General features: G+C 67.5%; 10 protein-coding genes. 5 read left to right on the forward strand and 5 right to left on the reverse strand.

From position 1 onward, the window contains the following. The first annotated feature begins 202 nt into the window (after positions 1–202). The 5 genes from ROA7023_RS12690 to ROA7023_RS12710 are packed head-to-tail and all read left to right on the forward strand — an operon-like array spanning position 203 to position 5,601. On the forward strand, positions 203–1,081 hold the full coding sequence (locus ROA7023_RS12690; protein ID WP_085879414.1) for an FAD binding domain-containing protein: 879 nt from the start codon (positions 203–205) through the stop codon (positions 1,079–1,081). Then, positions 1,078–1,578, forward strand: a complete 501-nt coding sequence (locus ROA7023_RS12695; RefSeq protein ID WP_085879415.1) for a (2Fe-2S)-binding protein — start codon at positions 1,078–1,080, stop codon at positions 1,576–1,578. The genes ROA7023_RS12690 and ROA7023_RS12695 overlap by 4 nt, the downstream gene beginning before the upstream one ends. Next, positions 1,565–3,976, forward strand: coding sequence for a xanthine dehydrogenase family protein molybdopterin-binding subunit (locus ROA7023_RS12700; RefSeq protein ID WP_085879416.1), 2,412 nt, complete (start codon positions 1,565–1,567; stop codon positions 3,974–3,976). Before ROA7023_RS12695 ends, ROA7023_RS12700 begins: the two co-directional genes overlap by 14 nt. Then, on the forward strand, positions 3,973–4,959 hold the full coding sequence (locus tag ROA7023_RS12705; RefSeq protein WP_085879417.1) for a PhnD/SsuA/transferrin family substrate-binding protein: 987 nt from the start codon (positions 3,973–3,975) through the stop codon (positions 4,957–4,959). Before ROA7023_RS12700 ends, ROA7023_RS12705 begins: the two co-directional genes overlap by 4 nt. 27 nt (positions 4,960–4,986) lie before the next feature. Continuing rightward, complete coding sequence (locus ROA7023_RS12710; protein ID WP_085879418.1) at positions 4,987–5,601, forward strand: SRPBCC family protein; 615 nt, start codon at positions 4,987–4,989, stop codon at positions 5,599–5,601. Between the two features lie 19 nt (positions 5,602–5,620). Here the strand turns inward: ROA7023_RS12710 and ROA7023_RS12715 are convergent, their stop codons facing one another. The 5 genes from ROA7023_RS12715 to ROA7023_RS12735 form a co-directional block, all read right to left on the reverse strand. After that, a complete protein-coding gene (locus tag ROA7023_RS12715) occupies positions 5,621–6,559 on the reverse strand; it encodes a LysR family transcriptional regulator (protein WP_159458502.1) in 939 nt (312 codons plus the stop codon). 83 nt (positions 6,560–6,642) lie between these two features. Further along, positions 6,643–7,011, reverse strand: a complete 369-nt coding sequence (locus ROA7023_RS12720; RefSeq protein WP_085879420.1) for a RidA family protein — start codon at positions 7,009–7,011, stop codon at positions 6,643–6,645. After that, positions 7,008–8,630: a hydantoinase B/oxoprolinase family protein gene (locus ROA7023_RS12725; RefSeq protein WP_085879421.1), complete on the reverse strand. Its 1,623-nt coding sequence runs from the start codon at positions 8,628–8,630 to the stop codon at positions 7,008–7,010. The genes ROA7023_RS12720 and ROA7023_RS12725 overlap by 4 nt, the downstream gene beginning before the upstream one ends. A 1-nt stretch (position 8,631) precedes the next feature. Then, positions 8,632–10,743, reverse strand: a complete 2,112-nt coding sequence (locus ROA7023_RS12730) for a hydantoinase/oxoprolinase family protein (RefSeq protein WP_085879422.1) — start codon at positions 10,741–10,743, stop codon at positions 8,632–8,634. 22 nt (positions 10,744–10,765) lie between these two features. After that, entirely contained in the window at positions 10,766–12,178 is a 1,413-nt protein-coding gene (locus ROA7023_RS12735; protein WP_085879423.1) for an aldehyde dehydrogenase family protein, read from the reverse strand. Positions 12,179–12,182 lie beyond the last annotated feature (4 nt).

Raw genomic sequence — 12,182 nt, forward strand, 5'->3', positions numbered from 1 at the left:
GGCCATTAATCTCTCTGGCCGCTTAATGTGGCGCAATTATTTGTTTGTTGCGATGTCGCGCCGCTGTTAACCTGATCGCGATTTTCGACGCAATGCTGGACGCGCCGCCGATGGACGATGCGGCGACCCGGCGTATTTATTGCGGCAGAGGCCGGCCGTGCCCGGATCCGGTCCGGCCTTGAGGCCTTCCACTGGAGAGACGATGAAGCCACCTCCGTTCGAATACATACGGCCGTCCACCGTCGCAGAGGCGGTCACGGCCATGGCGCAATCCGAGGAGCCGCGGATCCTGGCCGGCGGCCAGTCCCTGATGGCGATGATGAACCTGCGCTATGTCTTTCCCGCGACGCTGGTCGACATCAACGACCTGCACGACCTTGTCGGGATAGACGCCGCGCGCGACCGCATCCGCATCGGCGCGATGACGCGCCAGCGGCGGATCGAGGTCGACCCCGACATCGCCGCGCTCGCGCCGATCTTTCCCGCGGCGTTGCGGCACGTCGGCCACCGGCAGACCCGGAACCGCGGAACCATCGGCGGCAGCCTGTGCCACCTCGACCCGGCCGCCGAACTGGCCGCGCTGGTCCTGCTGATGGACGCCACGCTGGAGGTGACGGGCCCCGCCGGCACGCGGGAGGTCGCGGCCAGCGACTTCGTCGTGGGCTACATGACGCCCGGCATCGCGCCCGAAGAGATCGTGACCGCGATCAGCTTCGCGCCCTGGGCGGCGGGGCATGGCAGCAGCTTTCAGGAATATTCCCGGCGTCACGGCGACTTTGCCATCGCCTCTGCCGGCGTCATGCTGGAGACCGATCCCGAGGGCACCATCACCCGCGCGTCGATCTGCATCGGGGGGCTGGGCTCCACCCCGCAGCGGCACCCGGAGGGCGAGGCCGCGCTGGTCGGCACCCGTGGCGAGGCGGACGGGATCGCCACGGCGCTGGACGCATGCGACGCGCTGGAATGCATCGCCGATTTCCACGGCGGACCGGCCTACCGCATGAACGTGGCGCGGACGATGCTGCGCCGTGCGCTGTCCGAGGCCAGGTCCGGAATGAACAACGGCAGGGGGCAGGCATGACGGTCGAGATCGAACTCCTGGTCAACGGAAAGCCCTATTCGGGCACCGCGGACCCGCGCACCACGCTGGCCGATTTCCTGCGGCACGGGCTGGGGCTGCGCGGCACCCACCTGGGGTGCGAGCATGGCGCCTGCGGCGTCTGCACCGTTCTGGTCGACGGCGCGAGCGTGCGGGGCTGCCTGATGTTGGCGGTCCAGGCCGACGGCGCCATCGTCGAGACCGTGGAGGGGCTGGCCGCGCCGGACGGCACGCTCAGTCCGCTGCAGGAAGCCTTCAGCCGCGAACACGGGCTGCAATGCGGCTATTGCACACCGGGCATGCTGATGACCCTGGTCGAGCTTCTGCGCGAGGTGCCGTCGCCGACCGAGGCCGAGGTCCGCGAGGCGATCTCCGGCAACCTCTGCCGTTGCACCGGCTACCAGAGCATCGTCCGCGCGGCCCTCAGCGTCGCCGGAAAGCCGTTCGAATCCCCGGAGGCGCACAATGTCGAAGACTGACACCGCGCCGCCGCGCCCCGCCACCGGCAGCTATCGCTCCATCGGCACGCCGGTCACCCGGCTTGAGGACCGGCCGCTGCTGACCGGCACCGCCGAATTTCTCGACGACATCGTGCTGCCGGACCTGCTCAGCTGCGCCTTCGTGCGCAGCTCGCTCGCCCATGCGCGGATCGACGGGATCGACTGCACCGCCGCGCGGCAGATGCCCGGGGTGCACGCGGTCCTGACCCTCGAGGATCTGGCACCCGTCCTGCGGTCGGACCGGATGCCGCTGGGGGCGAGCCCGGTGGGCGGGCAGACCCGCAGCACGCCGTTCGTGCTGGCGAACCGCGAGGTCGCCTATGTGGGCGAGCCGATCGCCATCGTCATCGCCGACAGCCGCTATCTCGCCGAGGACGCGGCGGCGGCGGTCGAGGTCCGCACCACGACGCTGCCCGTGGTCGCCGATGCCCGGCGGGCGCTGGACGAGGGCGCCCCCCTTTGCCGGACAGAGCTGGACGACAACCGCATGAGCCAGTTCGACGTGGGCTACGGCGACGTGGACGCGGCCTTTGCCAAGGCCGCCCATGTCTTCACCGACGATCTGTGGATCCACCGGGGCTGCGGCCATTCGCTGGAGGGCCGGGGCGTGGTCGCGGAATGCCGGCCCGGGCAGGCGCTCTGTGTCTGGTCCTCGACGCAGATGCCCAACGACGTCTTCTACATGCTGGCCGGGATGCTGCGGATCGAGCAGGACGACCTGCGCGTCATCACCCCGGACGTGGGCGGCGGTTTCGGGCCGAAATACTGTTTCTATCCCGAAGAGGCCGCGATCTCGGCGGCGGCGCTGGTGCTGCGGCGCAACCTGAAGTGGGTCGAGGACCGGCGCGAGACCTTCGTGTCGTCGATCCAGGAGCGCGACCAGTACTGGTCGATGCAGATCGCGGTGGACGAGGACGGCACGCTGCGGGGCCTGCGCGGGCACATGATCCACGACCAGGGCGCCTATGCGCCGAAGCCCGTGAACCTGCCCTACAACTCGGTCACCGCGGTGACGGGGCCCTATATCCTGCCCGCCTATCACATGGATGTGGACGTGGTGCACACCAACAAGGTGCCGGTCTCGTCGGTGCGCGGGGCGGGCTATCCGCAGGCGGCCTTCGTGATGGAGCGGATGCTGGACCTCGTGGCGACGCGGCTGGACATCGACCGGGCGGAACTGCGGACCCGCAACCTGATCCCCGCCGATGCGATGCCCTATACCAAGAAGCTCAAGGCCCGATCCGGCAAGGACCTCGTCTACGACAGCGGGGACTACCCCGCCGCCCAGGCCGAGGTTCTGGCCGCCGCCGGGTGGCACGATTTTCCCGAACGGCAACGCGCGGCACTGGCCGAGGGGCGCTATATCGGGATCGGCCTCGCCAACGCGCTCAAGGGCACCGGCCGGGGGCCGTTCGAGACGGGCGCCGTGCGGATCAACCAGGACGGCAGCGTCAGCATCTTCACCGGCGCGACGGCCATGGGCCAGGGCATCGCCACCTCCCTCGCCCAGATCTGCGCCGATGCGCTGGCCATCGACCCCGATGCCATCCAGGTCACCGCCGGCGACACCGCCCGCACCGAAATCGGCATCGGCGGCTTTGCCAGCCGGCAGTTGGTCACGGCCGGATCGTCGGTCCACCTCGCGGCCGCTGCCGTCGCGGAAAAGGCGCTTGCCGCGGCCAGCGTGATCCTCGGCCAGCCGCTGGACGATCTGACGCTGGACGGCGGGCTCGTGCGGTCCAAGAGCTCCAACAAGACCATCGAGTTCGGCGAGCTGGCCCGCGTCCTGCGAGGCGCCCCCGGCTACGCCTTTCCCGAGGGCATGGAGCCGGGACTGGAGGCCACGATCCAGTGGCGGACCGATGCGCTGACCTATGCCAACGCCTGTCACGTGGTCGAGGTCGAGGTCGACCCGGACCTCGGCGACGTCTCGGTGACGCGCTACGTCGCGCTCAACGATTCCGGCCGGATCATCCATCCCCTGATCGTCGAGGGCCAGGTCCTGGGCGGCATCGTGCACGGGCTGGGCAACGCGCTTTACGAATACATGGGCTACGACGACGAGGCGCAGCCCCTGACCACGAGCTTTCAGGAATACCTGATGGTCACCGCGACGGAATTGCCGAACATGGAGGCGATCTACCGCGAGACCCATTCGCCCGGAAACCCGATCGGGGCGAAAGGCGTGGGAGAGACGGGCACGATCCCGGCGGCCGCGGCCATCGTCTCGGCGATCGAGAACGCGCTTTCACCCTTCGGCTTGCGCATCTCCCAGGCCCCGATACGGCCCGAAACGATCTATTCGATGATCGCGGACGCGGCCGGGCAGCAGGCCGCCCCGCCGCCCCAGACACCAGATCAAGGACCGACGACATGAGCGCCAAACTAAACCTGACCCTGGCCGCTGGGGATTACGAGATCCTGCGCCCCCTCAAGGAGGGGCTGGTGAAAGCCGACGGCATAGAGCTAAACGTCCTGACCGGCGCGGATTCGGCGACCCGGCACTGGCGGTTCCTCCGCAACGAGGAATACGACATGGCCGAGTGTTCGGGCTCCTCCTACATCGTCGCCAAGGACCGCGACATGCCGTTTCACGCGCTGCCGGTCTTTCCGCACCGCCGGTTCCGCCACGGCTTCATCTTCACCAACACCGCCGCCGGGATCACCGAGCCCAAGGACCTCATCGGCAAGAAGGTCGGCGTGAAATTCTACATGGCCACGGCGACGCTCTGGCTGCGCGGGATCCTCGAGAACGTCTACGGCGTGCCGCACAAGTCGATCGAATGGTTCGCGGAACTGGACGAGGACATCGCCTTCACCCCGCCCGAAGGCCTGACCCTGCACCGGCTGCCCGACGACAAGTCGGTCGAGACGATGCTGGCCGAGGGCGAACTGGACGCGGTGCTGCATCCCGACATCATCGACCCGATCGTGAAGAAGGATCCGCGCGTCGGCCGGCTGTTTCCCGACTACAAGGCCGAGGAACAGCGCTACTACGCCGAAACCGGGATCTTTCCGATCATGCACGTCCTCGGCCTGAAGGCCGAGCTGGTGGAGAAACACCCCTGGGTCGTTCCCAACCTCTACAAGGCGTTCGACGAGTCCAAGAACATGGCGATGGCCAAGATGCGCAATCCGCGGCTCGTCCCGCTGGCCTGGTATCAGGAAGCCTGGGAAGAGCAGGAGCGTATCCTCGGCCCCGACCCCTGGGAATACGGCCTGACAGAGGCCAACCGCCACAACCTCGAGACCGTGGTGGGCTATTCCCACCAGCAAGGTCTCATCAGCCGGAAGATCCCGCTGGACGACCTGTTCCTGCCCGTCTCGCAGGGGCGCAAACGCGGAAAATTCCGGACCTAATCCCCCTTCGACGAAGGAAACCTACCCATGCAGATCAAGAACAGCTTCGAAGTCCCCCTGCCGCCCGACGAAGCCTGGGCGATCCTGATGGACGTGCCCCGGATCGCGCCCTGCGTGCCGGGCGCGGAACTGACCGGCCGCACCGACGACGGCGGCTACAAGGGCAAGGTGTCCGTGCGGCTCGGCCCGGTGGCGCTGTCGTTCAACGGCGTGGCGCATATCGTCGAACAGGACGACACCGCCAAACAGGCAAAGATCGAGGCGGCCGGCGACGATCAGAAGGGCCGGGGCGCGGCGAGCGCCGTCCTGACGTTCGACCTCTCGGCCACCGACACCGGATCGCGCGCCGACATCGTGACGGACGTGACGCTGACGGGCCCCGTGGCCCAGTACGGTCGTGGCACCGGCGTGATCCAGACCGTCGCGGCGCAGATCATCAACCAGTTCTCGGCCAACCTGCGCCAGCAGATCGACAAGGGCGAGGCCGCGCCATCGGGCACCACCGCGTCCGCCTCCGGGGGCCCCGCGGGCAAGTCCGAAGGTCAGGGTCAGGCGTCGTCGGACAATGCGATCGGGGGCTTCTCGCTGATCTTCGCGATCCTGAAAGGAAAGCTGCGGGGCCTGTTCTCGGGGCGGAAATAGGGCGGGCCCCGGAGGGCCGTCAAAGCCGCCGCACCCCCCGGGCCGTTATGCTGTCATTCGACAGGGTGTCGATGATCGCCTCCAGCAGCCTCTGGGTGGTCGGCGACTGGGTCCGCTTTTTCTGCGTGATCAGACAGATTTCGCGCTCGATTTCCGGGTCGTACATCTCGCGGAATTCGAACTCGTTGACCGGTTCGCTGGAGGCCGCGAGCGCCGGCAGCAGGGAATACTTGCCGCCCAGCTTCAGAATCGCGAAGAGCGAGGTCGTGCTGGAGGCATAGTCGTTCGACTCGCCCTTGCCGGTCGCGAATTCCAGCTCCGTATGGGAACTGATGCCGGCGCCGATCCCGGTGCTGGTCGTCAGGCCGATGTATTCGTAGGGCTCAAGATCGCGGCCGCTGACCTTGCCCTCATGGGCTGCGAGGGGATGATCCTTCGGGAATACCGCGCCAAACTTGTCCGCGAGGATTGGCCGGTAATTCAGGTCCGGGAAATTGTTCAGCCGGCTCGACAGGCCGAAATCATACTTGCCCTCGATCAGGTGCCGCTCGATCCGGTCGGCGCCCTCGTCGAAGACCGAGAACGAGATGCCCGGGTGGCGCTTGCGGAACGCGACGAGGGTCGGGCCAAGCACATGGACGATCATCGAGGACGCCGCGGCGATCCGCACATGGCCCTTGCGGCCTTCGGACGAGGCCCGAAGATCCGATATCGCGTTGTCGAAGTCGCGGATCACGTCCTCCGCCACCTTCTTGAACCAGATCGCATCCTGGGTCAGCTCGACCCGCCGGGTGCTCCGGTCGAAAAGCCGGATCCCGGCGAGCTCCTCAAGCTGCTTGATCGTCGCGGTCAGCGAGGACTGCGTCTGAAACAGCCGGTTCGCGGCCAGGGTAAAGGAGCGGGTCTCGGCAACGGCGATGAAACACCGAAAGTGCCTGATCGAAATCTGTGCCCCCATCCCGCTCCTCCCTTTGTGGTCGCCGCTGCGGCCGAGCATAAGCATATGCCGGCATAAGGAAAGGCGGGCAGTGCGCGGCGGCGCTACTGTCCGCCGACGGCGGCGATCACCTGGATCTCGATCCGGCAGTCGGGGTTGTTCATGGGAACGTAGCCGCAGATCCGCGCCGGAGTGTGGTCCGGCACGACCCAAGCGTCCCAGAGCGCGTTGAACGCCGCCAGATCGTCCCGCGTCCTGAGCCAGACCTGCGCCGAAAGCACCTTCGACTTGTCGGTGCCCGCCTCGGCCAGAAGCGCGTCGATCTTGTCGAGCACCTGCTGGCCCTGCCCGGTCACATCAAGGCTCATGTCCGAGGGAACCTGGCCGGCGGTGTAGACCGTCCCGCCATGGACCACCGCGCGGCTGCGCCGGTGGTTCTGATCGATGCGTCGGATATCAGTGTCAGTGGTCATGTTTCTTGCTCTCTGTTGGAATCCTGTCCGGATCCGGGGGCGCCGAAGCCGCCGCCGCCGGCCGTTTCCATCCGGACGACATCGCCGGCGGCCAGGACGCGCGGCATGGTCGGGTCGATGGCCTCGCCGTTCAGCAGAAGCTGGCCGGGTTTTCCGTCGCCGCCGCCTTTCAGGCCCTTGGTCGGGGACTTCATCTGGGTCATCAGGAACGACGTCATGATGTCGGACGCGTCGGGAAGCACTTCGAATTCGAAGCAGATCCCGCTGCCGCCATTGTGGCGCCCGATGCCGCCGCTCTCGCGACGCAATTCACGGCGCAGGACCTTGATCGGCGCGAGCCGCTCGATCATCTCGACCGGCGTGTTGCCGAGGTTCGCCGGGAAGCTGAGCGCGGAAAAGCCGTCGCGGCCGGAGGTCGCGCCCTGCCCGGCGTTGACGAAGTTCACGACCGCGAACCGCTCGCCGTGATAGCTGCCCGACATGGTCACCGAGGAATTCGGTGACCCGGCCGCCCAGATCTTGTCGGGCAGCACATCGGCCAGCGCCGTGAACACGGCAAGCGGCAGAAGGTGACCGATGGCGCTACGGCCGCCCGAGGCCGCGGGATATTCGGGGTTGAGCAGCGACCCCGCGGGGGCGCCGGTGGAAATCGGCAGGAAGCTGCCCTCGTTGTTCGGCACATCGGGGCAGAGCAGCGCCTTCAGCGCATAGACCGTGTAGGCGAAGGTGTAGATCGGCACGACGTTCAGCGCATAGGGCAGCTGCTCGCTGGTGCCGGAGTAGTCGATGTCGATCGTGTCGCCCGAGACGGTCAGCGCACATTCGATGACGATGGGCTTGTCGAAGCCGTCATGCTGCACGGTGGAGCGATAGACCCCGTCGGGCAGCCGGCTGATGGCGTCCCGCATCGCCTGCTCCGAGCGTTTCTGCACTTCGGTGCCCAGCGCTTCGAGGTCGGTGACCGCCAGAAGCCCCTGCAGACGCTCGCCCATGGTGCGGCAGCCCGAGACCTGCGCCCAGATGTCGCCCAGACCCTGTTCGGGCACCCGGATGTTCTGCCGGATCATGTCGATCAGCACGGTGTTGGGCTCTCCGCCGTCGAGCAGTTTCATCAACGGGATCTGCAGGCCTTCCTCGTAGATCTCCCGGCTGGAATTGCTGCGCAGCCGGCCGCCGATGTCGGGCAGGTGCGAGACTACGGCGGCGAAGGCCACCAGCCGGCCGTCGTGAAAGATCGGCGTGGCGGTCGTGACGTCGTGCACATGCCCCGATCCCTTCCAGGGGTCATTGGTGATAAACACGTCGCCGGGCTTGATCTCGTCGGGCGGGAACGCCTCTAGAAAGTGGCCCACGGTCGCGGGCAGGCACCCGATGAAGCCCGGCAGGCTCATGGTGGACTGGGCCAGCGAGCGGCCCTTGGCATCCGTCAGAACGATGGCGAAATCGTTGCCGTCGCGGACCAGGGTCGAGAAACAGGTCCGCACGAAGGCGGCAGAGGCCTCGTCCACGACGCTGATGAGCCGCTTCCAGAGGATTTCCAGCTCGATCGGATCAAACCCGGCGGCCTTGGCCTCGGTGGCGGCTGTCTTGCGGATCACATCTGTGTCTTGCTGGGGCATGTTACTCGAATTCCTTGATGGCGATCGAGACGGTCAGGTCGGGCAGGATCGTCACATCCGCCTCCACACCGACAACGATGGTTGATTCGCGTTCTTCGAGGATCAGCGGTCCGTTCAGGACGGTGCCTGGCGGCAGGGAATAGCGGTCGTAGACGCCGACACTCTCGAAATCGCCGCGCAGGGGCAGGTAGATCTCGCGCCGCTCGTCCGGGGTGACCTTGCCCTCGGTCCGGTCGTCGCCCCATTCGAAATGGTGCGCCTGGCTCGGCTCTTGTCCGACGAGGCGCCAGGTGATGATCTGGGGCGAGGCGTCGGGCACGAGCCGGCCGTAGAGCAGCTTGTACTGTTTCTCGAATTCCGCGATCAGCGCGTCGCCGGTGGACGGCCCGACCTCGTGGAACGGAATCACGACCGGCAATTCGGCACCCTGGCCGACATAGCGCATCTCGGCGCCGATGGTCCAGGTGACCTCGGAGGCACCGGCGGCCTCGAGCTCCTGCCGCGCGTCGTCCTGAAGCGCGCCGAGCTGGTCGGCGACTTCGCTCCAGTCGACATCCGCCACCAGCTGCGGCTTGGACCAGGACCGGTCGATCCGCGCCGGCGCGGCCAGCATCCCCAGGCAGGACCCGGCACCGGCGGCGATGGGAACGAGAACGCGCGGGATGCGCAGCTTGCGGGCCACGTCCACCGCATGGACCGGGCCGGCCCCGCCGGTGGCGACCATGGTGAAATCGCGCGGGTCAAAGCCGTTCTCGGCGATATGGATCCGCGCCGCGCTCGCCATGTTCTCGTTGACGATGTTGCAGATGCCCCAGGCGGTCTCGATCGTTGTGACCCCCAGGTCGTCGGCCAGCCGGTCGGTCGCGCCGGTCGCGGCGTCCTTGTCCAGCTTCATGGTCCCGCCAAGGAACCGGTCGGCGTTGAGATACCCCAGCAGCAGGTCGGCATCGGTCACCGTCGGGTCCGCGCCGCCTTTGCCGTAGCAGGCCGGGCCCGGCACCGAACCGGACGATTCCGGGCCGATGTTCAACAGGCCAAGGCGATTGCGATGGGCGATGGAGCCGCCCCCCGCGCCGATCTCGATCAGCTCGATGCTGGGGATCAGGATCGGCAGGCCGGAGCCGCGCTTGAACCGTTCCACCCGGGCGCATTCGAAGCTGTGCGCGACCGGTGGCGTCCCGCCGGCGGACACGCAGGCCTTGGCGGTCGTCCCGCCCATGTCGAAGGCCAGCACCTGGTCGACACCGTGTTGTCGCGCGGTGTTCAGCGCCGAGAGGACGCCGGCGGCCGGGCCGGATTCCAGCAGCAGGATCGGCGAGCGGGCGCCGGATTCGGCAGAGCTGAAGCCGCCGCTCGACACCATGACGCGTAGCGGCACGTTGTCCCGGATGTCCGACAGCCGCGCGTCGAGCTGCTCCAGATAGGCCGCGACGATGGGCTGGACATAGGCGTTGGCCACGGCGGTCGATGTCCGCTCGTATTCATTGATCTCGCGCGCCAGATCCGACGAGATGGAAACCGCCGTGCCGGGCAGCTTCTTCTCGATATGGGCCCGCGCCCTCTGTTCGTGCTCGGGGTTCACATAGGAATGCAGAAGCGAGATCGCCACGGATTCGGCGCCCAGCGCCTTGATCCCGGCGACCATGGCATCCAGCGACTCCTCGGTCAGCTCCTCGAGCACCGCCCCCCGCGCATCGAGCCGGCCGCCGATCTCAAGCCGCGCATCGGACGGGACCAGGGGCCGCGGCAGCTGGATTTCGAGATCATAGATGTCGTAGCGCCACTCGCGCCCGATATCGAGCATGTCGCGCATGCCCTCGGTGGTCACCAGAGCGGTGTGAGAGCCCTTTCGCTCGATCAGCGTGTTGGTGATCAGCGTGGTGCCGTGCACGACCTCGCGCACCGGAAGGGTCTCGATCCCGAGCGCCTCGGAGGCATGGGAGAGCAGATCCAGGATGACCTCGGACACGGCGCGGCCGGGATCGTCTGGCGTGGTCGGCGACTTCGACACCCAGATCCGGCCTTCGGGCGCCAGCGTCGCAACACCGTCCGTGAAGGTGCCGCCGATATCGACCGCGATCCGCAAGTTCTCGTCTGTCAGATGCTTGTTCATGATGTCTGGCCTGTCTCGGTATTCAGTATGAAATCGTAATCGGGCGTTCTTCGGTCATCTCGCGCACGGCATAGGCCGGGCCCTCGCGGCCATAGCCACTGTCCTTGACCCCGCCGAACGGCATCGCGTCGATCCGGGCACTGGAGGCCTCGTTGACATGGACGCCGCCAAACCGCAGCCTGGGTGCCGTGCGCAACGCCGTGCCCAGGTCGGAGGTGAAGAGCCCCGCCGCCAGCCCGAAGTCCGAGGCGTTCGCCCGCGTGACCGCCTCGTCCAGCGTGTCGAACGGGATCAGGCACATGACTGGCGCGAAGATCTCGTCGGCATAGACCTTCATCTCGGGTGTCACGCCCTCCAGCACCGTGGGTTCGACCACGCTGCCCTCGCGCTTGCCGCCCACGGCGATCCGCGCCCCGGCGGCCATGGCCTCGGCGATCCAGGCCTCGGCACGCTCGGCGTCCGCGCGGCTGATCATCGGGCCGACGCGGGTTTCGGGATCGGAGGGATCGCCCGCGGGAAACGCGCCGATGGCCGTCAGCAGGCGACCGCGCAGGTCGTCGAGGATCCGCGCGTCCACGTGCAGGCGCTGAACCGAGGTGCAGACCTGCCCCGCCTTGCGGAACCCGGCGTTCACGATCTTCGGCACCGCCTTGTCCAGATCGGCATCATGGCAGACGATGGTGCTGGCGATGCTGCCAAGTTCAAGCTGAACGCCCCGCAGCCCCGCGGCAGACTGGATCTCGCGCCCGACCGAGGTGCTGCCGGTGAAGGCGTAGTAGGCGATGCGCTGGTCGTCGAGCAGCTGGCGCCCGATGACGCTGCCCCGCCCATGGACAAGCGCCAGCAGCTTCGGCGGCAAGCCCGCCTCCAGCAGGATGCGGCAGAGTTCCACAGCGGAGAGGGGCGTGACGTTCGACGGTTTGACCACCACCGAATTGCCGCCCGCCAGCGCCGGCCCGACCTTGTGCGCCAGCGTGTTGAGCGGAGAGTTGAACGGCGTGATCGCGCAGATCACCCCGCGCGGCGCCCGCTGGGTAAAGCCCATCCGGTCCTTCGCGCCATCGGCCGAGAGCATCGGCACCAGGTCGCCGGTCAGCATCTTGGCCTCTTCGGCCGAAAGCTCCAGCGTCTGGGCGCAGCGGCGGACCTCGTTCTCGCCGTCGGCGCGGGTAAAGCCCGCTTCGTCGCGCATCAGCTCGACGAAGGTCTCCTGCCGGTCGCGGACGATCCGCGACGCGGCCATCAGGATCCGGTAGCGGTCGTAGGGCGACAGGCTGTCCTGCTGCTGGCCCTCGACGGCGCCCGCGACGGCCCGGTCTACCTGGTCCGCGCTGGCCACGTCCATCTCGCCAAAGGGCGCGTCGTGAAACTTGTCCCGCAGGACATCCGAGGTGGCGCCGGCTTCCCAGTCGCCCGCTATCAGTAGCTTGGCCATGGGA

The sequence above is a fragment of the Roseisalinus antarcticus genome, assembly GCF_900172355.1.
Taxonomy (GTDB): domain Bacteria; phylum Pseudomonadota; class Alphaproteobacteria; order Rhodobacterales; family Rhodobacteraceae; genus Oceanicola; species Oceanicola antarcticus_A.

What these genes read in the sequence shown, in the direction of transcription:
- ROA7023_RS12725 (WP_085879421.1), bottom strand. Translation starts at nt 8,630, where the DNA reads ATGCCCCAGCAAGACACAGATGTGATCCGCAAGACAGCCGCCACCGAG.
- ROA7023_RS12715 (WP_159458502.1), bottom strand. Translation starts at nt 6,559, where the DNA reads ATGGGGGCACAGATTTCGATCAGGCACTTTCGGTGTTTCATCGCCGTT.
- ROA7023_RS12730 (WP_085879422.1), bottom strand. Translation starts at nt 10,743, where the DNA reads ATGAACAAGCATCTGACAGACGAGAACTTGCGGATCGCGGTCGATATC.
- ROA7023_RS12735 (WP_085879423.1), bottom strand. Translation starts at nt 12,178, where the DNA reads ATGGCCAAGCTACTGATAGCGGGCGACTGGGAAGCCGGCGCCACCTCG.
- ROA7023_RS12710 (WP_085879418.1), top strand. Translation starts at nt 4,987, where the DNA reads ATGCAGATCAAGAACAGCTTCGAAGTCCCCCTGCCGCCCGACGAAGCC.
- ROA7023_RS12695 (WP_085879415.1), top strand. Translation starts at nt 1,078, where the DNA reads ATGACGGTCGAGATCGAACTCCTGGTCAACGGAAAGCCCTATTCGGGC.
- ROA7023_RS12705 (WP_085879417.1), top strand. Translation starts at nt 3,973, where the DNA reads ATGAGCGCCAAACTAAACCTGACCCTGGCCGCTGGGGATTACGAGATC.
- ROA7023_RS12720 (WP_085879420.1), bottom strand. Translation starts at nt 7,011, where the DNA reads ATGACCACTGACACTGATATCCGACGCATCGATCAGAACCACCGGCGC.
- ROA7023_RS12700 (WP_085879416.1), top strand. Translation starts at nt 1,565, where the DNA reads ATGTCGAAGACTGACACCGCGCCGCCGCGCCCCGCCACCGGCAGCTAT.
- ROA7023_RS12690 (WP_085879414.1), top strand. Translation starts at nt 203, where the DNA reads ATGAAGCCACCTCCGTTCGAATACATACGGCCGTCCACCGTCGCAGAG.